The 22,878-nt window shown below is 55.0% G+C and carries 19 protein-coding genes; 10 read left to right on the top strand and 9 right to left on the bottom strand.

What is annotated here, in order from left to right; genetic code table 11:
- Positions 1 to 11: 11 nt before the first annotated feature.
- Complete coding sequence (locus ACHHZ6_RS14120; protein WP_182274258.1) at positions 12 to 176, bottom strand: glycine cleavage system protein T; 165 nt, start codon at positions 174 to 176, stop codon at positions 12 to 14.
- Between the two features lie 222 nt (positions 177 to 398).
- On the opposite strand from ACHHZ6_RS14120, the gene rimO reads away from it, so the two are divergent.
- Positions 399 to 1,724: a 30S ribosomal protein S12 methylthiotransferase RimO gene (rimO, locus tag ACHHZ6_RS14115; RefSeq protein ID WP_059355489.1), complete on the top strand. Its 1,326-nt coding sequence runs from the start codon at positions 399 to 401 to the stop codon at positions 1,722 to 1,724.
- Positions 1,725 to 1,775: 51 nt separating this feature from the next.
- On the opposite strand, the gene ACHHZ6_RS14110 is transcribed toward rimO, so the two are convergent.
- Genes ACHHZ6_RS14110 through iaaA form a run of 7 tightly spaced genes read right to left on the bottom strand, consistent with a single transcriptional unit; the run spans position 1,776 to position 10,947 of the window.
- Positions 1,776 to 2,492, bottom strand: a complete 717-nt coding sequence (locus ACHHZ6_RS14110) for a DUF3142 domain-containing protein (protein WP_395122446.1) — start codon at positions 2,490 to 2,492, stop codon at positions 1,776 to 1,778.
- Positions 2,462 to 4,633, bottom strand: a complete 2,172-nt coding sequence (locus tag ACHHZ6_RS14105; RefSeq protein ID WP_395122445.1) for a hypothetical protein — start codon at positions 4,631 to 4,633, stop codon at positions 2,462 to 2,464. Before ACHHZ6_RS14105 ends, ACHHZ6_RS14110 begins: the two co-directional genes overlap by 31 nt.
- A gap of 54 nt (positions 4,634 to 4,687) precedes the next feature.
- Positions 4,688 to 5,599, bottom strand: a complete 912-nt coding sequence (gsiD, locus tag ACHHZ6_RS14100) for a glutathione ABC transporter permease GsiD (RefSeq protein ID WP_182274256.1) — start codon at positions 5,597 to 5,599, stop codon at positions 4,688 to 4,690.
- Between the two features lies 1 nt (position 5,600).
- The gene (gene gsiC / locus ACHHZ6_RS14095; RefSeq protein WP_182919674.1) at positions 5,601 to 6,521 is read right to left on the bottom strand and encodes a glutathione ABC transporter permease GsiC; all 921 of its coding nucleotides are present in this window, start codon (positions 6,519 to 6,521) and stop codon (positions 5,601 to 5,603) included.
- 48 nt (positions 6,522 to 6,569) lie between these two features.
- Positions 6,570 to 8,108 carry a glutathione ABC transporter substrate-binding protein GsiB gene (gsiB, locus tag ACHHZ6_RS14090; protein WP_182274254.1) on the bottom strand — a complete coding sequence of 513 codons (1,539 nt, stop codon included), beginning with the start codon at positions 8,106 to 8,108 and terminating at the stop codon, positions 6,570 to 6,572.
- A gap of 23 nt (positions 8,109 to 8,131) precedes the next feature.
- Complete coding sequence (gene gsiA / locus ACHHZ6_RS14085) at positions 8,132 to 9,997, bottom strand: glutathione ABC transporter ATP-binding protein GsiA (RefSeq protein ID WP_182919673.1); 1,866 nt, start codon at positions 9,995 to 9,997, stop codon at positions 8,132 to 8,134.
- A gap of 11 nt (positions 9,998 to 10,008) precedes the next feature.
- Positions 10,009 to 10,947, bottom strand: a complete 939-nt coding sequence (iaaA, locus tag ACHHZ6_RS14080) for a beta-aspartyl-peptidase (RefSeq protein ID WP_395122444.1) — start codon at positions 10,945 to 10,947, stop codon at positions 10,009 to 10,011.
- A gap of 187 nt (positions 10,948 to 11,134) precedes the next feature.
- On the opposite strand from iaaA, the gene moeA reads away from it, so the two are divergent.
- On the top strand, positions 11,135 to 12,367 hold the full coding sequence (moeA, locus tag ACHHZ6_RS14075) for a molybdopterin molybdotransferase MoeA (protein WP_182274251.1): 1,233 nt from the start codon (positions 11,135 to 11,137) through the stop codon (positions 12,365 to 12,367).
- A 2-nt stretch (positions 12,368 to 12,369) separates the two neighbouring features.
- Positions 12,370 to 13,122, top strand: coding sequence for a molybdopterin-synthase adenylyltransferase MoeB (moeB, locus tag ACHHZ6_RS14070; protein ID WP_395122443.1), 753 nt, complete (start codon positions 12,370 to 12,372; stop codon positions 13,120 to 13,122).
- Between the two features lie 89 nt (positions 13,123 to 13,211).
- Here moeB and fsa read toward each other — a convergent pair whose 3' ends face one another.
- Entirely contained in the window at positions 13,212 to 13,874 is a 663-nt protein-coding gene (gene fsa / locus ACHHZ6_RS14065; protein WP_182274249.1) for a fructose-6-phosphate aldolase, read from the bottom strand.
- Between the two features lie 127 nt (positions 13,875 to 14,001).
- Between fsa and ACHHZ6_RS14060 the strand changes: the two genes are divergently transcribed.
- The 7 genes from ACHHZ6_RS14060 (at position 14,002) to ACHHZ6_RS14030 (ending at position 22,734) form a co-directional block, all read left to right on the top strand.
- Positions 14,002 to 14,901 (top strand): glycyl-radical enzyme activating protein, encoded by a 900-nt coding sequence (locus tag ACHHZ6_RS14060; RefSeq protein ID WP_196391039.1) that lies wholly within the window; start codon positions 14,002 to 14,004, stop codon positions 14,899 to 14,901.
- A 4-nt stretch (positions 14,902 to 14,905) separates the two neighbouring features.
- Positions 14,906 to 17,338, top strand: a complete 2,433-nt coding sequence (locus ACHHZ6_RS14055; RefSeq protein ID WP_395122441.1) for a formate C-acetyltransferase/glycerol dehydratase family glycyl radical enzyme — start codon at positions 14,906 to 14,908, stop codon at positions 17,336 to 17,338.
- Positions 17,339 to 17,561: 223 nt separating this feature from the next.
- Entirely contained in the window at positions 17,562 to 19,547 is a 1,986-nt protein-coding gene (gene tssD / locus ACHHZ6_RS14050) for a type VI secretion system tube protein TssD (protein WP_395122439.1), read from the top strand.
- Complete coding sequence (locus tag ACHHZ6_RS14045; protein ID WP_395122437.1) at positions 19,544 to 20,227, top strand: DUF2931 family protein; 684 nt, start codon at positions 19,544 to 19,546, stop codon at positions 20,225 to 20,227. The genes tssD and ACHHZ6_RS14045 overlap by 4 nt, the downstream gene beginning before the upstream one ends.
- A 100-nt stretch (positions 20,228 to 20,327) precedes the next feature.
- Positions 20,328 to 21,011, top strand: a complete 684-nt coding sequence (locus tag ACHHZ6_RS14040; RefSeq protein WP_395122435.1) for a DUF2931 family protein — start codon at positions 20,328 to 20,330, stop codon at positions 21,009 to 21,011.
- 78 nt (positions 21,012 to 21,089) lie between these two features.
- Positions 21,090 to 21,773 (top strand): DUF2931 family protein, encoded by a 684-nt coding sequence (locus ACHHZ6_RS14035; RefSeq protein WP_395122433.1) that lies wholly within the window; start codon positions 21,090 to 21,092, stop codon positions 21,771 to 21,773.
- 145 nt (positions 21,774 to 21,918) lie between these two features.
- On the top strand, positions 21,919 to 22,734 hold the full coding sequence (locus ACHHZ6_RS14030) for a Cof-type HAD-IIB family hydrolase (RefSeq protein WP_395122431.1): 816 nt from the start codon (positions 21,919 to 21,921) through the stop codon (positions 22,732 to 22,734).
- Positions 22,735 to 22,878 lie beyond the last annotated feature (144 nt).

Raw genomic sequence — 22,878 nt, 5'->3', positions numbered from 1 at the left:
TAATGCAGGGATTACATTTTGCGTTTATTAATTTTATTTTTAATGGCAAGTTTTAATTCAGATCTAATTTTGCGCGGGGTCAGTCCGGTCGCAACCGCAATGTAAGGCAGGTTTACGCCGTGAGCGTGAAGGGTTTTGGCCATAGCAACTTTGGATTGCACATGAATATCTTTCATTAATAACCTCATCAGTGTTGTTGATGGGATGAAAGATACCGCCTGCTTCTTTTTTAGCCAATTAGCAACGCTTAAAGCCGGGATAAGTAATTCTAAACAGTGTTGGTTAGCAAAGCGGTTAACCCGGACCAGGCCACATCAGCACACAGACCTGTATAAATCCCCTGCAGAACGCTGTAAAATCCCGCCCTGATAACTCCATAATTGATGAATTTTTAACCTATGAGCAATGTTACGCACCAGCCGAAAATCGGCTTCGTCTCCCTGGGCTGCCCGAAAAACCTGGTGGATTCTGAACGTATCCTGACCGAACTTCGCACCGAAGGCTATGACGTGGTGCCAAGCTACGACAACGCCGACATGGTGATCGTCAATACCTGCGGGTTTATCGACAGTGCGGTTCAGGAGTCTCTGGAAGCCATCGGTGAAGCCCTGACTGAAAACGGCAAAGTCATCGTGACTGGCTGCCTGGGCGCAAAAGTGGATCAAATCCGCGAAGTACACCCGAAGGTGCTGGAAATCACTGGCCCACACAGCTACGAGCAGGTGCTGGAACATGTTCACCACTACGTGCCAAAACCAAAGCACAACCCGTTCCTGAGCCTGGTACCGGAACAGGGCGTGAAACTGACGCCGCGCCACTATGCATACCTGAAAATTTCCGAAGGCTGCAACCATCGCTGCACCTTCTGCATTATCCCGTCTATGCGTGGCGATCTGGTGAGTCGTCCGATTGGCGAAGTGCTGGCAGAAGCTAAGCGTCTGGCCGACGCGGGCGTGAAGGAACTGCTGGTCATTTCCCAGGATACCTCTGCCTACGGCGTGGACGTGAAGCACCGTTCCGGCTTCCACAACGGTGAGCCGGTAAAAACCAGCATGGTCGGCCTGTGCGAACAGCTCTCTAAGCTGGGTATCTGGACGCGTCTGCACTACGTCTACCCTTACCCACATGTTGACGACGTCATCCCGCTGATGGCAGAAGGTAAGATCCTGCCGTACCTGGATATTCCGCTGCAGCATGCCAGCCCGCGTATTCTGAAGCTGATGAAACGCCCAGGTTCCGTTGACCGCCAGCTGGCGCGCATCAAACAGTGGCGTGAAATCTGCCCGGATCTGACCCTGCGTTCCACCTTTATCGTCGGCTTCCCGGGTGAAACCGAAGAAGATTTCCAGATGCTGCTGGACTTCCTGAAAGAAGCGCGTCTGGATCGCGTAGGCTGCTTCAAATACAGCCCGGTAGAAGGCGCAACCGCCAACGAACTGGCTGATCAGGTACCTGAAGAGGTGAAGGAAGAACGCTGGAACCGCTTTATGCAGCTGCAACAGCAGATTTCTGCTGAACGTCTGCAGGAAAAAGTGGGTCGCGAAATTCTGGTGATTATCGATGAAGTCGACGAAGAAGGCGCGATTGGCCGCAGCATGGCGGATGCCCCTGAAATCGACGGCGCGGTGTACCTGAACGGGGAAACCAACGTGAAGCCGGGTGATATCATTCGTGTGAAAGTTGAAAACGCCGACGAGTATGATTTGTGGGGTAGCCGGGTTTAATTCCCCCCTCACCCTGACCCTCTCCCTTTTGGGGAGAGGGGACGAACGAGCCTATTGATAGGCTGAGTTCAGCATAAACACCACCGTTCCACGATACCAGCGCGATTGTTCCAGTTGCGCTTCTGCCTTTCGATCCCAATTCCCGGCCTGCACCAGCCCGAGCTTAAACGGAATGTTCAGGCGCGTAAGAGCAGGCAAATAGTCCTGATAATTCGCCACGGTACGTCGCCCCTGATAACTCTGCACGACCAGCTCATCAACCGGAAGGGCGTTCAGCGTCGCGACATCCCCCGTTTTGGCCCAGTCAAGCAGGCCCGTCACGCCCAGCGCAAACTCTGGTGGCAACTGCTGGCGTAACTGTCGTAAAAAATATGCGTAATCGGCAAGCTGATGCGTTGCTGCATCAAAATCAACCTGCAGGCCGACGACCTTGTTTCCTGCCGCTTGCCACCGCCGGAGCAGCCGCGCGATCCGCGCCGGTATATCTTCCGGCACGTCGAGGGTCGTGAAACGCACAGTAATCCAGACAGACGGAAATGTCAGGCGACTAACCGGCAGGCCAAGCCGCTGAAACACCACCTCGCCTGAACGAACCAGCACTTCCCCCTGGTGCAGATAGACGACTTGCGCGTTTTGCAGTGCATCGCTGGCCTTCACGCCAGACCATAGCCAGAAAGCCTGGTGCTGACGAGGTTCCACGATCTCCGTCGCCCGCACCTGACCGGTCAGCAGCGCAATTACCAGTAATACTTGAGTTTTTGCGCCCACGGGCTTCCCGGATACTCTGTTTTCAACTGCGTGAACCAGCTTTTACGCTGTCGTTTATCCACCTCTTCACCACCGCATTCATTCGCGCCAGATGGGGCATAACACAGGATTGCCCTGTATAGCGCATAGCTTTTGTCTTCCGGCTCTGCTTTTGACGAACTCATGACCTGCTGGTAGTAGCTCTGGCGATCATACTGCCCCCACGGCTGTTTGCGGTTGATGGCGGCCTCCAGCACATCATTACCTGCACCGTCTTTCCATAAATCGACCCGTGTTTGTGTGTTACGGAAAAACTCGCCCAGACAATTCAGAGCGTGAGCATCTTCGGCATTGTTACTCAGCACCGTGACCGTGTCCTCCAGGTTACGGCAGACATAACCGGCTTGTTTATCATCGCCATTCCAGGCAAAGGTGCTCAAATTGACATCGTCAAAGGCTTCACCAATGACCGGTGGAGTGATGCCGCTGATGAGCTTTTTGTCGTTTAACCAGTCACCAAAACGGTTCTCGGTTAAATCCCGGACCAGCAACGTATGCAGGGCAATCGTGCGCTCTTCAGCATTCGGCCCCGCGGAAGCCTGCTGACGTAACAGTTCAGGAGAAGCCTGCGTTTTCAGCACTCTGGAGCGAAAACGCAGATTGGTGATCGCGCTGTCCGGAGCGAAGATTTCTGCCACATCTCCGTTATATACCAGCGTTGCCGCGAGTTTTGCCTGTACATACTGCTGTTGCTCATTATCCTGACTGAGTTTCAGGAGTTGCTGCCAGAAGGTCTTTGCCGCTGACCACTGCTTTTTCCCCATCAACGCATCGCCGTATAACACCTGTTCGCTGAAAGCGAGAATATCGTGTGGAGGAAGTGTTTTCGCGGGTTTCACCGCCTGAAGAATGGCGTCACCGTTGCCTGTTGCTTGCCAGAGATTTAACTGAAGATCCTGCCACAGTGGCAGTTTCCCACTCTTTTCGAAGACGGGTTTGCTGGCGTCCAGCTGTTCCTGGGTTAACGCGGGCTTATTGCTGCTGTTCAGGCGCAGGGAACGCAGGAGCTCAACATAGCTGACCAGCGGCGCATCGGGGAATGGCTCGCTCACAGGTTGCTCTAAGAATTGCCGGCCGAAAACATTATCATATTCGGTCACCTGCTCACGCATTTCCTGGGCATTGGCGGCGTGCCGGAAGGCCTGCTCATACAGCCCCGCCAGCTGCGGCCATGCCTGCAGATACCAGTTGATGCGACGCAACATACCGCGCGCAGAGTCGGCATACCGCCCCTCCGGCCAATGCTGCAGATAAGCTTGCGCCTCTTTTTGCGCGAGTAACGCGTCTTCGCGGTTTACCCGCGTAACGTCAAAATCGCCATACTGCCCGACGCTGTTCTGGCTGCTTTTGTTCAGTGCTGTACGCATCAGCATATATTGCGCAGTTTCTGCCAGCCAGGGCTGCTTGCTCCCCTGCAACAGGGTGAAATCCTGCGTTGCGGCGTCATAATCACCGCCATAGAAATGCGCGACGCCCGTAATGTAGCGACTAAACAACATGGCGTTTGAGTCAGCCGGAAATGCGTTCAGGGTTTCCGTCAGCGCTTTTATATCGGTTCCATAAAATTGCTTCATACGCGCTAACGCCAGCGAGTGACGCTGTTCAGGCGTCAGCGTCGTATCAGCGAGCAGAGCGGCATTAAACTGGCTAACGGCATCGAGCGTGTAACTGACAAACCGATCTTCTCTATCGTAATCAGATGTTCCCAGGGAGTCAGTGGTACCTGAAGACGTAAATTGAGCAGGATCGATCTTCAGCCCGGCCATCTGACGGGTGAGCGTCTCGTCTTCATTTTTCGCCGGGGTCGTGGCGGGCGGCAGCGCTACTGCATCCCACTGCGGATGATAAGCAAAATAGAAGTCCCGCGAACGGGTAATGTCAGAAGGCATGGCCTGTACGGGTAAAGCGTACGATTTTTCTTCGCTAAGCAGCCGCAGCAGGTTATCACGCGAATCGTTGCCGGGCGTCAGCGTCGGGTCGCCTTTAAGCAGACAGCGAGCATCACTCCACTGGCAATCGCTCATATCGAAAGAGGCCAACGCCTGAGGCGTGCTCGTTAGCAAGGCACACAACGTGAGTGCAAGAGGTGTCTTCCTGATCATATTTTCGTTCCTGTTCGTTGTATTTTAAACCGGAGAGGGTATCTCCAGACCCCATCACCCCTTAATCCTCGTATCCAGCGCGTCGCGCAGCCCATCCCCCAGCAGGTTAAATGCCAGCACGGTCAGGAAAATCGCCAGGCTCGGGAATATCGCCACATGCGGTGCGATCACCATATCCGCCCTCGCCTCATTCAGCATCGCCCCCCATTCCGGCGTCGGTGGTTGTGCCCCTAACCCCAGAAACGACAGGCTGGCCGCCGAGATAATCGACACGCCAATACGCATTGTGAAATAGACCACGATGGACGACACCGTCCCCGGTAGAATATGGCTGAACAGGATGGTGGCATCACTGGCCCCCATACTGCGCGCCGACTCGATAAAGGTTTGCTGTTTAAGTACCAGCGTGTTGCCGCGCACCAGACGGGCAAATGCCGGGATCGAGAAGACCGCCACGGCAACAATCACGTTCGCCATACCGCTGCCCATAATCGCGACGACAGCGATCGCCAGCAGAATGCCGGGGAACGCAAACAAGACGTCGCATATACGCATGATGATCCTGTCCCACCAGCCTTCGTAATACCCGGCAATCAGGCCAAGTACGGTGCCTGTCGCCGCGCCAATCAGTACCGCAAAGACCCCGGCGGCAAGAGAGATCTGCGCCCCCACCAGCACGCGGCTGAAGATATCGCGCCCGAGTGAGTCCACGCCGAACCAGTGCAGCATTGATGGCCCGTCATTCAACCGATCGTAATCAAAGTAGTTTTCGGCATCAAACGGAGCCACCCACGGGGCAATGATCGCCACCACAATCAGCAACAGCACAAACAACCCTGCCGTCATGGCGACCGGCTGGCGACGAAAACGCCGCCAGAACTCAAACCACGGGGTGCGGATATGATCCGGTTTAAGCCCCGGCATAGCGTTTAAAACGGCCTGACGACGCCAGTTTAACAATCGCATCTTACTTGTACCTGATGGCCGGGTTAATGGCGGCGTAGAGCACGTCCACCACTAAGTTGATAAGAATAAACTCCAGTGAGAAAAGCAGGACTTCCGCCTGAATGACCGGGTAATCACGCATGTCGACTGAATCGACCAGCAGACGCCCCAGCCCTGGCCAGTTGAAGACCTTCTCCACTACGATAGAGCCGCCCAGCAGGAAGCCGAACTGCAGCCCCATCATCGTCACCACCGGGATCATCGCATTACGAAAACCGTGCTTGAGAATGACCCATTTTTCACTCACCCCTTTTGCCCGCGCGGTGCGGATGTAGTCTTCACTCAGCACATCAACGAACGAAGCGCGGGTAAAGCGCGCCATTACCGCCGCAACGGCAGCGCCCAGAGTCAGAGAAGGCAGGATATAGTGCTTCCAGGTATCAGCCCCGACGGTTGGCAGCCAGCCCAGCTCCACGGAGAAAATCTGCATCAGCAGCATCCCGAGCGCAAACGCCGGGAAGGAGATGCCCGTTACCGCCAGTGCCATACCGAGTTTGTCCGGCCAGCGGTTACGCCACACGGCCGCGACAATCCCGGCACTCAGACCAAACAGCACCGCCCAGGTCATACTGGCGATGGTCAGCCAGAACGTCGGCATAAAGCGGCTGGCAATCTCTTCCGATACCGGACGACGCGACACCATTGAGGTGCCAAAATCACCCTGCAGCACATTGCCAATGTAGTGCAGGAACTGCCGGTACAAAGGCTGATCAAGGCCCAGTTGTGTACGCACCCGTTCAATGACCGTAGCATCTGCCTCCGGCCCTGCCACCAACCGGGCCGGATCGCCTGGTAACATATGAACAAACAAAAACACCAGCACCGCCACAATCAGCAGCGTCGGGATAAGCCCCAGCAGGCGTTTACAAACATAATTCAGCATGCCTCTCCCTCTCATCCCACAGATCACCGCCTGCAGGCATGAGTTTTCTTATTTCAAATCTGCATCATCGAAGCTAAAACCCGTATCCGGCATGATGTAGAAGCCAGTCAGCGCCTTGTTATGGGCTGATACCAGTTTTTCCACCACCAGCGGGACCCACGGTGACTCTTTCCAGATGATATCCTGAGCCTCTTTATAGAGGCGCGCTTTCTCTTCCGGTTTGGTGGTTTTCAGCGCGTTGGCCAGGTTTTTGTCCACCTGCGGGTTACTGTAGAACGCGGTGTTGAACAGGGTTGGCGGCCAGTTCTGCGAGGCGAACAGCGGCGAGAGCGCCCAGTCCGCTTCGCCGGTGGAGGCCGACCAGCCGGTGTAGAACATCCGTACGCCGCTCTCTTTCTGCCCTTTTCCTTCCACTTCTGCCGCACGTTGTCCGGCGTCCATCGCGGTAACCTGCGCCTTAATACCCACCTGCGCCAGCTGCTGCTGGGTGAACTGCAGTACCTTCTGCGCGGTACTGTGATTGTGCGACGACCACAGCGTGGTGCTAAAGCCGTTCGGGAAGCCCGCTTCTTTTAGCAACTCGCGCGCTTTAGCCGGATCGTATGGCCACGGTTGATAATTTTGCGAATAGGCGATGGTCGGCGGCAGGACGCCAGTTGCCGGGGTCGCGAAGCCCGCAAAGGCCACCTTCACCAGCGCCTGACGGTTAATTGCATAGTTGATGGCTTCACGCACCTTCGGGTTATCAAACGGTTTCTGCGTGATGTTCATGCTGATATAGCGCTGCATGATGGACGGGCTGGCCACCAGCTCCAGCTTGCTGTTTTTCGCCAGGATCGCCGCCTGCTCATACGGGATCGGGAAGGCAAACTGCGCTTCTCCGGTTTGCAGCATCGCCGCGCGGGTGTTGTTGTCCACCACCGGACGCCAGGTAATGGTATCCAGCTTCGGCAACCCTTGTTGCCAGTAACCGGTATATTTCTTCACCTTCACAAAATCGGTCTGATTCCAGGTAACCAGCTCATACGGGCCGGTGCCGACCGGATGGAAGCCAATCTCTTTACCGTATTTTTTCAGCGCCGCAGGCGAGATCATTGCCGTTGCCGGGTGCGCGAGAATATTGATAAAGGCCGAGAACGGCTCTTTCAGGGTGATCTTCACCGTCGCCGGGTCAACCACCTGGGTGCTGGCAATGGTTTTATAGAGGTTGTAGCGCTTAAGGCTATTTTCCGGGTTGCTGGCACGGTCGAGGTTCACCTTCACCGCCTCAGCGTTAAAATCCGTGCCGTCCTGGAACTTCACGCCGGTTCTGAGCTTAATGGTATACACCAGCCCGTCGTCAGAGACGGTATAGCTCTTCGCCAGCACGTTCATCAGCTTCATCTCTTTATCCAGGCCAAATAGCCCCTGATAGAAAGATTTGGCGACCGCCTGCGAGAGCGTGTCGTTAGCGTCATAAGGATCGAGGGTCGTGAAATTCGATCCAACCGCCACCACGACATCTTTGGCAGCGAACGCGGGTGCGGCGGCCAGGGCTGCCGTCACGCTCGCGGCTAACAGCCATGTCCGGGCAACAAATTTAACCATTGTGTTCTCCTGCCTGTTGTAAGTTATAACCGCGAGAATGCATTGTCCTGACGCGGAGGGGCGACAAAATGACCCGGGCCGACTTCACGCAGCGTCACTCGCTCCATACGCTCGCCCCGTTTACGAATATTGCCCGGCATTTCGTCCTGCAGCAGCACGCGCTGGGCATGACGATGCTCAGGATCGGCAACCGGTACAGCAGCCATCAGCTTACGGGTGTACGGATGTTGCGGGTTTTCAAATACCGCCCGCCGTGGGCCAATCTCAACAATCTGCCCCATGTACATCACCGCCACACGATGGCTGATACGCTCAACCACCGCCATATCGTGCGAGATAAACAGGAACGCAATCCCCATATCCCGCTGCAAGTCGAGCAACAGATTAATAATTTGCGCGCGGATGGAGACATCCAGCGCCGAGACGGATTCGTCCGCAATCACCACTTTCGGGTTCAGCGCCAGCGCGCGGGCAATGCAGATGCGCTGCCGCTGGCCACCGGAAAATTCGTGCGGATAACGCCAGGCATGTTCCGGTTTCAGTCCCACGCGCTCCAGCAGCCAGGCGACACGACGCTGCGCGGCGTCACCGTCGAGCAGGTTATGCACCCGCAGCGGCTCCATGATCGAGTACCCCACCGTATGGCGCGGGTCGAGGGAGGCATACGGATCCTGAAAAATAAACTGAATATCCCGCCTTACCGCCTGCAGCTTACCGGAAGGCAGGGTATCGATACGTTCACCGTTAAAGGTGATGCTCCCTTCCTGAGACTCCACCAGCCGCAGCAGCGCCCGGCCAGTGGTGGATTTGCCACAGCCGGACTCCCCCACCAGCGCCAGCGTTTCACCGGGCCAGAGATCAAAACTGACATTTTCGACGGCGTGGACTTCGCGCTTCACGCGATTAAACAACCCGCTGCGCAAGGGAAAACGCGTCACCAGCCCCCGGACTTCCAGAATCGGTTTACCCGGCACCACGGTGTCCTGTTCAGTTTCCTGAGTACCGGGTTCACCCGGCGATATCAGCGGAAAGCGTCGCGGCAAATCGCTGCCGTTCATTGCCCCAAGACGTGGCACCGCCGCCAGCAGCGCCTGGGTATAGGGGTGAACAGGCGTATGAAAAATCTGCTCTACGCTGCCCGTTTCCACGGCATTACCCTGGTGCATCACCAGTACGCGATCGGCAATATCCGCCACCACGCCCATATCATGGGTGATGAAAATCACCCCCATCTCCATTTCCTGTTGCAGCACTTTAATAAGCTGCAGGATCTGCGCCTGAATGGTGACATCCAGAGCCGTTGTGGGTTCGTCCGCAATCAGCACCGCCGGGCGGCACGACAGGGCCATCGCAATCATCACCCGCTGGCGCATCCCGCCGGAAAGCTGGTGCGGGTAGCGCGATAAAATGGCCTGCGCCTCCGGAATACGCACCCGTTCCAGCATCCGTTTCGCTTCAAGGAGCGCCTCGTCGCCGCTCAGTCCCTGATGCAAACGGATGGACTCGGCAATCTGTTCACCGACCGGAAAAACCGGGTTCAGCGAGGTCATGGGCTCCTGGAAAATCATCGCGATATCCGCCCCGCGCACACCCTGCATCTGCGAGGCGCTCAGTTCGTTTAAATCGATTACCTGTCGGTTACGGCGGCGCAACAGCATTTTGTCACTGGTCACCTGCCCGCCGGTTTGTTCAAGCAGGCGCATCAGCGCCAGCGCGGTGACCGATTTGCCCGAGCCAGATTCACCGACAATCGCCAGCGTCTCGCCACGATTAAGCGAAAACGATAAATTCTGTACGGCGGGGATAAACTGCCGTTCTTCCTGAAACGCGATATTCAGATGATGAACGGCCAACACTTCGCGGTTGTCCAGCGCTTCACTGTGCGGCACGCTTTGCCCCCTTATTCACGATAGATCCCCGTACTGGGCTCATCACCCGCATAGCCCCAGGCGCGGTACATGCCTTCACTGTTAAACGACAACGCCACGTTTCCTTCATGATCCACGGCAATTAACCCACCGACGCCGCCCAGCGCAGGCAACTTCTCCATCACCACACGTTCGCAGGCCTCACTCAGGCTTAATCCGCCGTAATCCATCAGTGCGGTAATGTCATATGCCGCAAGGGTGCGAATAAAGACTTCGCCCGTCCCGGTACACGACACCGCCGCTGTGGCGTTATTGGCGTAGCATCCTGCCCCCGGCAGTGGGCTATCGCCTACCCGTCCCGGCAGTTTGTTGGTCATGCCGCCAGTCGAGGTGGCGGCCGCAAGGTTACCGGCTTTATCGAGCGCAACCGCCCCTACCGTGCCCATTTTGGTGGTCTCATCCAGCGGTGCAGTGTGGTCAAGCTGTGTCACGCCCGCTGAACGAGCCTCCAGCAGTTGTTGATAACGCTCCGGGGTCGAAAAGAGATCGGGCGAGACCGCCTCCATCCCGTGTTCAAAGGCAAACTGCTCCGCTCCGGCTCCCGTCAACAGGACATGGGGACTCTCTTCCATCACCAGACGTGCCGCCAGAACGGGGTTACGCAGGTGGCTCACGCCAGCCACTGCCCCCGCTTTCAGAGTGATACCGTCCATCACACAGGCGTCCAGCTCATGGGTTTCATCGCGCGTAAACACGGAGCCGATCCCCGCATTAAACAGCGGACACTCTTCCAGCAGACGCACCGCCTCGGTGACCACATCCAGCGCGCTCTCGCCTGCCTCCAGCATCCGCTGGCCTGTTTCTACAATGGCGTAAAGCGCGTCGATATAGCATTTTTCCTGCTCAGGGCTGAGCTTTGCGCGGGTAATTGCCCCTGCACCACCATGAATTGCGATAACCGCATTAACCATTTCACATCACCGTTAGCCGACTTGCCGCTTTTGCTATAAATATCATTATCGTTGATGATTCTTCAGATAATTTTTGAATATAGAAAGACGCAACAGCGATGTAAAGGGTACTCCAGGCGGGTCATACTGTTAGTGGCACTTTTCTGCCATAATGGACGCTTTCGTTGTTACTGTGCAGGAGCCACCTATGGATTTTACCGCCGGACTGATGCCGCTTGAAACGGCACTCACGCAAATGCTCAACCGAATCTCCCCGCTGCATGATCACGAGACGCTGCCGTTAGTGCGCTGTTTTGGTCGTATTGCCGCACGCGATATCGTCTCCCCGCTTAACGTGCCTGGGTTCGATAACGCCGCGATGGACGGCTACGCAGTGCGCCTGGCGGATATCCAGACGGGCCAGGCGCTGCCGGTAGCAGGTAAAGCGTTTGCGGGTCAACCGTTTAAGGGTGAATGGCCGGCTGGCACCTGCGTGCGCATCATGACCGGTGCCCCGGTTCCGGCGGGATGCGATGCCGTGGTGATGCAGGAAGAGACGGAACAAACCGACGGCGGCGTACATTTTACCGCCAGCGTCAAAGCGGGCCAGAACATCCGCCGTGTCGGGGAAGACATTACCCTCGGCGCAACGGTTTTTGCCGCCGGACAGAAGCTGACAGTGGCCGAGCTGCCGGTGCTGGCCTCGCTTGGCATCGCCGAAATCGACGTCATTCGTAAGGTGCGTGTCGCCGTCTTCTCCACCGGTGATGAGCTTCAGCTGCCCGGCCAGCCGCTAAAAGAGGGGCAGATTTACGACACCAACCGCCTGGCGGTACATCTGATGCTGGAGCAGTTGGGTTGTGAAGTCATCAACCTTGGCATTATTCCCGACGACCCGGAAAAACTGCGCGCCGCGTTTATTGAAGCGGATAAATCCGCTGACGTGGTGATAAGCTCCGGCGGCGTCTCCGTGGGGGAAGCGGATTACACCAAAACCATGCTCGAAGAGTTGGGGGAGATAGCCTTCTGGAAGCTGGCCATCAAACCGGGCAAACCGTTCGCGTTTGGTAAGCTGGAGCACAGCTGGTTCTGTGGCCTGCCGGGTAACCCGGTCTCTGCGGCATTGACCTTCTACCAGCTGGTGCAGCCGCTGCTGGCGAAGCTGTCTGGCAGCAATGTGGCTCCACTTCCGGTGCGTCAGCGCGTGCGTGCGGCAACACGGCTTAAAAAATCACCGGGTCGTCTTGATTTCCAGCGTGGGATTTTGACACGCAACGCCGACGGCGAGCTGGAAGTGAGTACTACCGGCCATCAGGGCTCGCACATTTTCAGCTCCTTCAGTCAGGGAAACTGCTTTATCGTGCTGGAGCGCGAGCGCGGCAGCGTGGAAGCCGGCGAATGGGTTGAAGTGGAAAGCTTTAATCATCTGTTCGGAGGCTGACGATGGCGGCAGAGCTGAACGACCAGGAGATGATGCGTTATAACCGTCAGATTGTGCTGCGCGGTTTTGATTTCGAGGGTCAGGAAGCGCTCAGGGCGGCGCGGGTGCTGGTCGTCGGTCTGGGCGGTCTGGGCTGCGCAGCTGCGCAGTATCTGGCGGCTGCGGGCGTGGGTAGCATGACGCTGCTGGATTTCGATACCGTATCGGTATCAAACCTGCAGCGCCAGACGTTGCACAGCGACGCGACGGTGGGCCAGCCGAAAGTCAACTCTGCCCGGGCGGCACTGGCGCGTATCAACCCCAACGTTCAGTTTACCCTGATTGATGCCATGCTCGACGAGGAACCGCTGTTCGCACAGATTGCGCAGCATGACCTCGTGCTGGACTGCACCGATAACGTCACCATTCGTAACCAGCTCAACGCGGGCTGTTTCGCCCATAAAGTACCGCTGGTCTCCGGTGCGGCGATCCGCATGGAGGGGCAAATCAGTGTCTTCACGTACGCCGAAGGTGAACCCTGCTACCGCTGCCTGAGCCGCCTGTTTGGCGAAAACGCGCTGACCTGCGTGGAGGCGGGTGTGATGGCTCCGCTCGTCGGCGTGATTGGCTCACTGCAGGCGATGGAAGCAATCAAAGTGCTGGCGCACTACGGCACGCCAGCAGCAGGGAAAATCGTGATCTATGACGCGATGACCTGCCAGTTCCGCGAGATGAAGTTGATGCGTAACCCGGGGTGTGAGGTTTGCGGAGGTTAAAGCAAACGGCAACCTTCAGGTTGCCGTTTTAGTGTTTGCTCCCTCTCCCTGGGCTGAGGGTCGGGAGTGAGGGCATCAGGCAGCATCCGTCAGATAGACGTCCGCCCAAACGCCCCCTGCCAGTCCTGCTCAAACTTCACAATCGCCGCATCCACTGCTGGTGACGTAATAAACTGCTGCGCCACGTCCAGCGGCAGCGTGATGGACTCACAACCCGCCAGCAGGCAATCCAGCGCCTGACGTGGGGTTTTGAAGCTCGCGGCCAGCACTTTTGACTGCGGGGCATGCAGCGTCAGCAGTTGTTGCAACTCGATAACCGTCTGGATCCCGTCCCCACCCTGCGCATCTACGCGGTTAACGTAAGGCGCTACGTACTCTGCTCCCGCCAGCGCGGACAACATCCCCTGCGCAGCACCATACACCGCCGTACCCAGCGTCGGGATCCCTTCGGCTTTCAGCATCTTAATTGCCCCCAGCCCTTCCGCTGTCACCGGTACTTTCACGACCAGGTCATGAATAATTGCACGCAGTTTATGCGCATCATCCACCATCCCTTCGGCGGTGGTCGCCATCACCTGCGCGAACAGACGGCCTTTACCACCCAGCGCGTCATGTAACTCTGGCAGCAGCACGTCGAGCGGTGTTTTACCCGCTGCCACGATGCTTGGGTTGGTGGTCACGCCCGCCAGTGGAAAGATACGTGCCAGCTTTCTCACTGCCGCAACATCGGATGTGTCGAGATAAAGTTCCATGATGTAACCCTCAAAATTAGCCTGCACTTACCCTATCACGGCAAAACCCGCTCAAGAGTTGACCCACATCAAGATAACTTTCATTCGAAAGTAATTTAATCTTCATATGCAAACAAGGGGCGAAAAAATGATCTTCAATATTCAGCGTTACTCCACTCACGATGGCCCAGGTATTCGTACCGTGGTGTTCCTGAAAGGTTGCTCGCTGGGCTGTCGCTGGTGTCAGAACCCGGAAAGCCGCTCCCGCACGCGGGATGTGCTGTTTGATGCACGTCTGTGCCTCGAAGGTTGTGACCTGTGCCAGCTGGCTGCCCCGGGCTGTATTGAACGAGCGCTGAACGGCCTGGTCATCCACCGGGAAAAACTGAGCGAAGAAACGCTCAACGCCCTCACTGACTGCTGTCCAACGCAGGCGCTTACCGTATGCGGTGAAGAGCAGCAGGTCGCAGACATTATGGCCACCGTACTGCGTGACAAACCGTTTTACGATCGCAGTGGCGGTGGGATCACCCTTTCCGGTGGCGAACCGTTTATGAACCCGGAGCTGGCGCACGCCCTGTTTAAGGCCAGCCACGAAGAAGGGATCCACACTGCCGTCGAAACCTGCCTTCACGTACCGTGGCACTATATCGAACCCTCATTGCCTTATGTCGATCTGTTCCTGGCCGACCTGAAGCACGTCGATGGTGACACGTTCAAACAATGGACGGACGGCTCGGCAAAACGGATCCTGGATAACCTGAAACGCCTTGCTGCCGCCGGGAAACAGATAACCATCCGCGTACCGCTGATCCAGGGCTTTAACGCTGATGAAGCTTCCATTACTGACATTATCAATTTCGCTGCCGACGAACTCAACGTCCACGATATTCATTTTCTGCCGTATCACACGCTGGGCATGAACAAATACACCCTGCTCGGCCAACCCTACTCTGCCCCTGACAAACCGCTGGATAACCCTGCACTACTGGACTTTGCACAGCAGTATGCCTGCCAGAAAGGGTTAACCGCGACCTTACGAGGATAAACTGATGACAACCCTGAATCTCAACACGCTAAGCGACCGTATTAAAGCGCACAAAACCGCCCTGGTGCATATCGTCAAGCCGCCGGTGTGTACCGAACGCGCACAGCACTACACCGAAATGTACCAGCAGCACATGGACAAGCCTGTTCCGGTACGCCGGGCTCTGGCACTGGCGCATCACCTGGCAAAACGCACCATCTGGATCAAACACGATGAGCTGATCATCGGTAACCAGGCAAGCGAAGTGCGCGCCGCGCCGATCTTCCCGGAATATACCGTCTCCTGGATTGAGAAAGAGATCGACGATCTGGCGGACCGCCCGGGTGCAGGTTTTGCCGTAAGCGAAGAGAATAAACGCGTCCTGCACGAAGTCTGTCCGTGGTGGCGCGGCCAGACGGTGCAGGATCGCTGTTACGGGATGTTCACCGACGAACAGAAAGGCCTGCTGGAAACTGGCATTATCAAAGCCGAAGGCAACATGACCTCCGGCGATGCACACCTGGCCGTTAACTTCCCGCTGGTGCTGGAAAAAGGTCTCGACGGGATGCGCGCCAAAGTGGCAGAGCGCCGTTCCCGCATCAACCTGACCGTGCTGGAAGACCTCCACGGAGACCAGTTCCTGAAAGCGATCGATATCGTACTGGAAGCCGTAAGTCTGCATATCGCACGTTTTGCCGCACTGGCACGCGAAATGGCCTCCACCGAAACGCGTGAAAGCCGCCGTGATGAACTGCTGGCAATGGCAGAAAACTGCGACGTTATCGCCCATGAACCACCCAAAACTTTCTGGCAGGCGCTGCAGCTGTGCTACTTCATCCAGCTGATCCTGCAAATTGAATCCAACGGCCACTCCGTGTCGTTTGCCCGTATGGATCAGTATCTTTATCCGTACTACCGTCGTGACGTGGAGCTGAACCAGAACCTCGACCGCGAACACGCCATTGAACTGCTGCACAGCTGCTGGCTGAAGCTGCTCGAAGTGAACAAGATCCGCTCCGGTTCGCACTCCAAAGCCTCTGCGGGTAGTCCGCTGTATCAGAACGTGACTATCGGTGGTCAGAAACTGGTGAACGGTGAGCCAATGGATGCCGTGAACCCGCTCTCCTACGCTATCCTGGAGTCCTGCGGCCGTCTGCGCTCTACCCAGCCTAACCTGAGCGTGCGTTATCACGCCGGAATGAGTAATGACTTCCTCGACGCCTGCGTGCAGGTGATCCGCTGCGGCTTTGGTATGCCAGCATTTAACAACGATGAAATCGTGATCCCGGAGTTCATCAAGCTGGGCGTTGAGAAAGACGACGCCTACGACTATGCGGCGATTGGCTGTATCGAAACGGCGGTTGGCGGCAAGTGGGGCTATCGCTGCACCGGCATGAGCTTCATTAACTTTGCCCGCGTGATGCTGGCCGCGCTGGAAGGCGGCCGTGATGCCACCAGCGGCAACGTGTTCCTGCCGCAGGAGAAAGCGCTCTCCGCCGGTAACTTCAATAACTTCGGGGAAGTGATGGCGGCCTGGGACACCCAGATCCGCTACTACACCCGTAAATCCATTGAGATTGAATATGTGGTAGACACCATGCTGGAGGAGAACGTCCACGATATTCTCTGCTCGGCCCTGGTGGATGACTGCATCGAACGCGCGAAAAGCATCAAGCAAGGCGGCGCGAAGTACGACTGGGTCTCCGGCCTGCAGGTGGGGATCGCTAACCTCGGCAACAGCCTTGCCGCAGTGAAAAAACTGGTGTTCGAACAGGGAACGATTGGTCAACAACAGCTGGCGGCTGCCCTGGCGGATGATTTCGACGGGCTGACCCACGAGCAGTTGCGCCAGCGTCTCGTCAACGGCGCGCCGAAATACGGTAACGACGACGACAGCGTGGATATGCTGCTCACCCGTGCTTACGAAACCTATATCGAAGAGCTGAAGCAGTACCATAACCCACGCTACGGTCGTGGCCCGATTGGCGGTAACTACTATGCAGGTACCTCCTCCATCTCTGCGAACGTACCATTTGGTGCAGCAACGATGGCAACACCAGACGGACGTAAAGCACATACGCCGCTGGCTGAAGGGGCAAGCCCGGCCTCCGGTACTGACCACCTCGGCCCAACGGCGGTGATTGGCTCCGTAGGTAAACTGCCAACCGAAGCGATCCTCGGCGGCGTGCTGTTAAACCAGAAACTGAACCCATCAACGCTGGAAAACGACAGCGACCGCCAGAAGTTAATGGTGCTGCTGCGTACCTTCTTCGAGGTGCATAAAGGCTGGCATATTCAGTACAACATCGTTTCGCGGGAAACGCTGCTGGAAGCGAAGAAACATCCTGACCAGTATCGTGACCTGGTGGTGCGCGTAGCGGGTTACTCGGCGTTCTTTACTGCCCTGTCGCCGGATGCGCAGGACGACATTATTGCGCGTACTGAACATACGCTTTAATTTGCATACACAAATCCCCGGCATACATCGCCGGGGATTTTTTAATTTTACACCTCTGATAATAAGATATTTTTTCCGTCCCCACTACCATTTAATTTATTAGCTATTCCTTTTACGCTTAAATAAAAACCGTTTCCTTCATTTAATTTGATTAATAACAAGTTAACACCTCAATTTTATCATTAGGCTTCTTCCTGATTAAACACCTCACTCAGGGAAGCAAATGAGCAACATTATTTATTTAACGCTTGAGGGTGATATTCAGGGAAAGATTTCAGCAGGCTGTGGTTCACAGGCATCTGTTGGTAACCGCTACCAGCTGGGGCATGAAGATGAAATCTTTGTCTTCAGCCTGACGCAGGCGGTGGCCGGGGCTAATGGGGGTATCCATCACCACGTCCTGCAATTTTGCAAACTCCTGGATAAAAGCTCTCCATTACTCAATAACGCCATTAATAATAATGAACGTCTAAAACTGACGTTTGATATTTACCGTACTAATAAATACGGACACATGGAAAAGTTTTATCTTATCGAACTTCGCGGTGCAACACTACAGTCTGTTTATCAGACCGTCAAGATGAACAATATGCCCTACGAATATATATCGGTGAATTACGATTATATTCTGAGCCGGCATCTTATCGCTGGTACCGAGTTCGATTACCTGCTGACGCCGGAAAATTATCACCGCCTTTTCCCGGTGTCGCAGAAAATTCTCCTGCCCGAAGAGCCACCAGAGCGTAAGGTGACGCTGGTGCTAGGGATCTTCTTTGACGGCACGGGTAATAACGCGGTGAATACCCGGAACATGCTTGAGGCGCTTACGGCACAGTACTTTGATATCAATAGCCTGGATGCGGAAACCATTCTCGCCAGAAATGCATCGGAGAAAATGGGCATCAGCGGGATCGGAGCGGGTAGCTATCTGGGGTATTACACAAACATTCATTGGTTAAATGAATTGTATATAAAAAAATTCCCCCAAGAGAATCAATATATTCAAAATTCAGTCTATATCGAAGGCATAGGTACACGGGCAGGAGAACCCGATAATCCGATAGGACTAGGGCTGGGTACCGCTGAAACCGGGATTATCGCCAAAACCGACGATGCAGTGGCGCAACTGGCTAAAACCATAGAAACCACGCTTGCATTGCTTGATGGGAAGTTTGTCGTCGAAAAAGTGTTGTTTGATATCTTCGGTTTTAGTCGCGGTGCAGCTGCGGCACGCCACTTCGCTAATCGTGTCCAGGCGAAAGACCGCACCATTATTACCGCCATTTCAACGGGTATGGGAAAAGTTACTTATCGCGGTACACCCGCAGGCAAAACCCGCTTTCTCGGCATCATGGACACCGTGGCGGCGGTCGGCACGCTGGCAAACGGTCTTAATCCGCATAGCGCCGATACCGGCAATGTCGACATCCGTCTACGTCCGGGTGTTGCGGAAAAGGTATTCCATATCACCGCCCAGCACGAGTGCCGCTATAACTTCGCCCTTAACAGCGTTGCCCCCGCGTGGCCTGAGCTGGCACTCCCGGGTGTCCATTCCGATATCGGCGGCGGCTATTTGCCACAACTGCGGGAAAACCTCTTTCTCACTCGTCCTCAGGTGGAAACCCTGTCTCAAAACCAGCCGGGATCGCAATCGCACGTTTACCAGCAGGCGATGGCGCAGCTGCGCGTGCTGGAACATTCCCCAGCCATTATGCCCATTATTCGTACCAACGCCATCACCCCGGACGTATGGGAGGATGATTTCGCCCCGCCGGACCATCACAGCCAGCCTAAGAAACGCACCTTTGCCGCGCTGGCATTGCGCCATCGTACGGTGAGTTATGACTGGTCGAAGGTCGCGCTGCGGGTAATGGTCGATGCGGCAGTTGAAGCCGGAGCATTATTTTCTGACCCAGACACCATTAAACAGCACACCTTACCAGGTGAGCTGAGGCCGTTCAGCAAACGTGCCCGCGCAATGGGAAAAGCGGCTCGTCAACATACAACCGTAACCGGTTTTACGCGTGAAGACGTTGATGCGATTGCTCAACACTATATCCACTGCTCAGCCCACTGGAACGCCGTAGAGCTCAGACAGAACGGAGAATTACAGGGCGGTGCATCAGCCAGCGAAGCCATCAGCTTTGTCAACCGGCCGGACGAGGGCTGGACAAGAACGATTTACAACATGGATGGAAAAAAACAATGAAAAGACATAACACAATGGCGCTTGCGCTGCTGCTGGCATTGACTGGCTGCAGCCCTCAGAAACCCCAACCTTTACAGTCAAAGCAGGCCGCCAGCGGAGACTGGACGCTCCCTTACGGCGAGTGGAGCTTTTCCTTTGTCACCCCCAAATATTTGCCGGCAGCAACGACGCATGTACGCATAATTGATACGGATGGGTACCTTTATACCTTTAACACGCTCGATCAAACTTCCCGTGGTCCTGGTTCTGTCGATAAATGGGCTTCAGCCGTTCATGGCCCCAGCGTCAACTTCAACAAAGTCAAAAAACCCCCACAGTACATTGTCTTCTGCTGGGAGTCTTATATTGACCAACAAACCTACGAAACCAGCGCCGTTTTCGGCCCCGACACCTGGCTGCGCATGAAAACGCCAGCCGACCATACATACCGCTCCGGTGCCCCCGTCTGGTACGACAATCTTCTCTTCGGCCTGTCCCCCGGCGGTAAAGTCAACATCTGGTTCCCGGATGTTGCAGGACGCCCCAGCCTTCCCGTCAAACCACTGAAAATAAGGACCCGCGCCGGCAAGGATCTGACCCTCTGCAAAGACTATGTCGTGCCCGGCGGCACGTTCAACGTTATCCCGTCCACGCAGGATTTCATCAAAGGCAAAACATACCCGTACGGCAACTGGGATTAACAAACAGATAAAAATGCTGCCCCGGCAGCATAAAAAAGTTGCCGTATTCACGCCTGAAGAGCGGAACAAGAAGGGTTTACAACATGGATGGAAAAAAACGATGAAAAGACATAACGCAATGGCACTTGCGCTGCTGCTGGCATTGACTGGCTGTAGCCCTCAGAAACCCCAACCGTTACAGTCAAAGCAGGCCGCCAGCGGAGACTGGACGCTGCCTACCGGGGAGTGGTTTTTTTTATTTATCACGCCCTCTGAGTTACCTTCAGAAGTACTGCATGCGCGCGTCATTGATACGGATGGCTACCTGTATACCTATAATACGCTTGATTCTACTTCTTCTGATCCCAACTCTGTTGACAGATGGCCGGAGTATGCTCATGGCTATGGTGGCCAGTTTAATAAAGCCAAAAAACCCCCACAGTACATTGTCTTCTGCTGGGAATCTTATATTGACCAACAAACCTACGAAACCAGCGCCGTTTTCGGCCCCGACACCTGGCTGCGGATGAAAACACCCGCCGATCATATTGGTCCTACCGGCAGAACAGTCTGGTACAACAGAATGGTTTTCGGCCTGTCCCCTGGTGGCAAAGTTAACGTCTGGTTGTCTGATGTTGCAGGACGCCCCAGCCTTCCCGTCAAACCACTGAAAATAAGGACCCGCGCCGGCAAGGATCTGACGCTCTGTAAAGACTATGTCGTGCCCGGCGGCACGTTCAACGTTATCCCGTCCACCCAGGATTTCATCAAAGGCAAAACCTACCCGTACGGGAACTGGGAGTAACAAACAGATAAAAAAGTTGCCGTATTCACGCCTGAAGAGCGGAACAAGAACGATTTACAACATGGATGGAAAAAAACGATGAAAAGACATAACGCAATAGCACTTGCGCTGCTGCTGGCATTGACTGGCTGTAGCCCTCAGAAACCCCAACCGTTACAGTCAAAGCAGGCCGCCAGCGGAGACTGGACGCTCCCTTACGGCGAGTGGAGCTTTTCTTTTATCACGCCCTATAAATTACCTGCAAAAGTGCTTCATGTGCGGGTAATCGACACCGATGGTTATCTTTATACCTTTAACACACTTGACTCGACTGATCGCGATCCAGACTCCGTAAACAAATGGTCAGATGTAACCTTTGGCGGAAGCGTTAATTTTAACAAAGTCAAAAAACCCCCACAGTACATTGTCTTTTGCTGGGAATCCTATATTGACCAACAAACCTACGAAACCAGCGCCGTTTTCGGGCCGGAAACCTGGCTGCGCATGAAAACACCCGCCGATCATATCTGGAGTAATGGGGACTTAGTCTGGTACAACAATATGACCTTCGGTCTGTCCCCCGGCGGTAAAGTCAACATCTGGTTCCCGGATGTTGCAGGACGCCCCAGCCTTCCCGTCAAACCACTGAAAATAAGGACCCGCGCCGGCAAGGATCTGACGCTCTGTAAAAACTATGTCGTGCCCGGCGGCACGTTCAACGTTATCCCGTCCACCCAGGATTTCATCAAAGGCAAAACCTACCCGTACGGGAACTGGGATTAATAATACCCTTGCCCAACAGGCAACGACAAATACGGTAACCTCGGTTGCCGTTTTGCTTTTACTTTCGAATGAAATTAAATTTGTGCTCCCCGTCACCTTGTTATTAGAATGTTGCTGGTCGCAGTAATATTCAGGAGCGCAAAGTATGACCGTAAAAGTTATCGTCACCGATATGGACGGAACTTTCCTTGATGATGCCAAGCAGTACGATCGTGACCGCTTTCAGGCGCAGTTTGAACAACTTAAAGCCCGTCATATTGAATTCGTTGTCGCCAGCGGCAACCAGTATTACCAGCTCATCTCCTTCTTCCCGGAACTGAAAGATCAGATCTCCTTTGTGGCGGAAAACGGCGCTCTGGTGTTCGATCACGGTGAGCAGATTTTCCACGGTGAACTGACCCGCCATGAATCACAAATCGTCATTGGTGAGCTGCTGAAAGACAAAGGGCTTAATTTCGTGGCCTGCGGGCTGGAAAGCGCCTACGTCAGCGATAACGCCCCTGAAGCGTTCGTGGCGCTGATGTCGAAGCACTATCACCGTTTAAAACGCATCAGCAATTATCGTAACATTGACGACGTACTGTTCAAATTCTCCCTGAACCTGCCGGACAGCGATATCCCGAACCTTGTCGACAAACTGCATGTGTCGCTGGACGGTATTATGAAGCCCGTCACCAGCGGCTTTGGATTTGTGGATTTGATTATCCCGGGTCTGCACAAAGCTAACGGCATCAGCCGACTGCTGAAGCGCTGGAAGATATCGCCACTGGAGTGCGCAGGCATTGGTGACAGCGGTAACGATGCGGAAATGCTCAGGCTGGTGAAATATTCCTTCGCAATGGGCAACGCGGCGCAGAGCATAAAAGAAATCAGTCGCTACAGCACCGACGACAACAACCACCAGGGCGCGCTGAACGTTATCCAGGCCGTGCTCGACAACCACTCCCCGTTCGATGCCTGATTTCTTCTTCGCCGGAGCCACGCTCCGGCACTTCACTCTTTTTCCATCCTGTGTCACACGTCAAATTTTTAAACTTGCATTAACTTATTTTTAACTTAAAGTATCGTTTGTAGATATTTTTAGTTTCGAATGAAAGATGCGAGG

The sequence above is a fragment of the Enterobacter cloacae complex sp. 2024EL-00214 genome (assembly GCF_043945575.1).
Taxonomy (GTDB): Bacteria; Pseudomonadota; Gammaproteobacteria; order Enterobacterales; family Enterobacteriaceae; genus Enterobacter; species Enterobacter cloacae_P.
The sequence above is the reverse complement of the archived record's forward strand: the minus strand, read 5'-3'. Positions and strand labels throughout refer to the sequence as shown.

Coding starts and splice junctions, on each gene's coding strand:
- ACHHZ6_RS14120 (WP_182274258.1), bottom strand. CDS start 176: ATGAAAGATATTCATGTGCAATCCAAAGTTGCTATGGCCAAAACCCTT.
- rimO (WP_059355489.1), top strand. CDS start 399: ATGAGCAATGTTACGCACCAGCCGAAAATCGGCTTCGTCTCCCTGGGC.
- ACHHZ6_RS14105 (WP_395122445.1), bottom strand. CDS start 4,633: ATGATCAGGAAGACACCTCTTGCACTCACGTTGTGTGCCTTGCTAACG.
- gsiD (WP_182274256.1), bottom strand. CDS start 5,599: ATGCGATTGTTAAACTGGCGTCGTCAGGCCGTTTTAAACGCTATGCCG.
- gsiC (WP_182919674.1), bottom strand. CDS start 6,521: ATGCTGAATTATGTTTGTAAACGCCTGCTGGGGCTTATCCCGACGCTG.
- gsiB (WP_182274254.1), bottom strand. CDS start 8,108: ATGGTTAAATTTGTTGCCCGGACATGGCTGTTAGCCGCGAGCGTGACG.
- iaaA (WP_395122444.1), bottom strand. CDS start 10,947: ATGGTTAATGCGGTTATCGCAATTCATGGTGGTGCAGGGGCAATTACC.
- moeA (WP_182274251.1), top strand. CDS start 11,135: ATGGATTTTACCGCCGGACTGATGCCGCTTGAAACGGCACTCACGCAA.
- moeB (WP_395122443.1), top strand. CDS start 12,370: ATGGCGGCAGAGCTGAACGACCAGGAGATGATGCGTTATAACCGTCAG.
- fsa (WP_182274249.1), bottom strand. CDS start 13,874: ATGGAACTTTATCTCGACACATCCGATGTTGCGGCAGTGAGAAAGCTG.
- ACHHZ6_RS14060 (WP_196391039.1), top strand. CDS start 14,002: ATGATCTTCAATATTCAGCGTTACTCCACTCACGATGGCCCAGGTATT.
- ACHHZ6_RS14055 (WP_395122441.1), top strand. CDS start 14,906: ATGACAACCCTGAATCTCAACACGCTAAGCGACCGTATTAAAGCGCAC.
- tssD (WP_395122439.1), top strand. CDS start 17,562: ATGAGCAACATTATTTATTTAACGCTTGAGGGTGATATTCAGGGAAAG.
- ACHHZ6_RS14045 (WP_395122437.1), top strand. CDS start 19,544: ATGAAAAGACATAACACAATGGCGCTTGCGCTGCTGCTGGCATTGACT.
- ACHHZ6_RS14040 (WP_395122435.1), top strand. CDS start 20,328: ATGAAAAGACATAACGCAATGGCACTTGCGCTGCTGCTGGCATTGACT.
- ACHHZ6_RS14035 (WP_395122433.1), top strand. CDS start 21,090: ATGAAAAGACATAACGCAATAGCACTTGCGCTGCTGCTGGCATTGACT.
- ACHHZ6_RS14030 (WP_395122431.1), top strand. CDS start 21,919: ATGACCGTAAAAGTTATCGTCACCGATATGGACGGAACTTTCCTTGAT.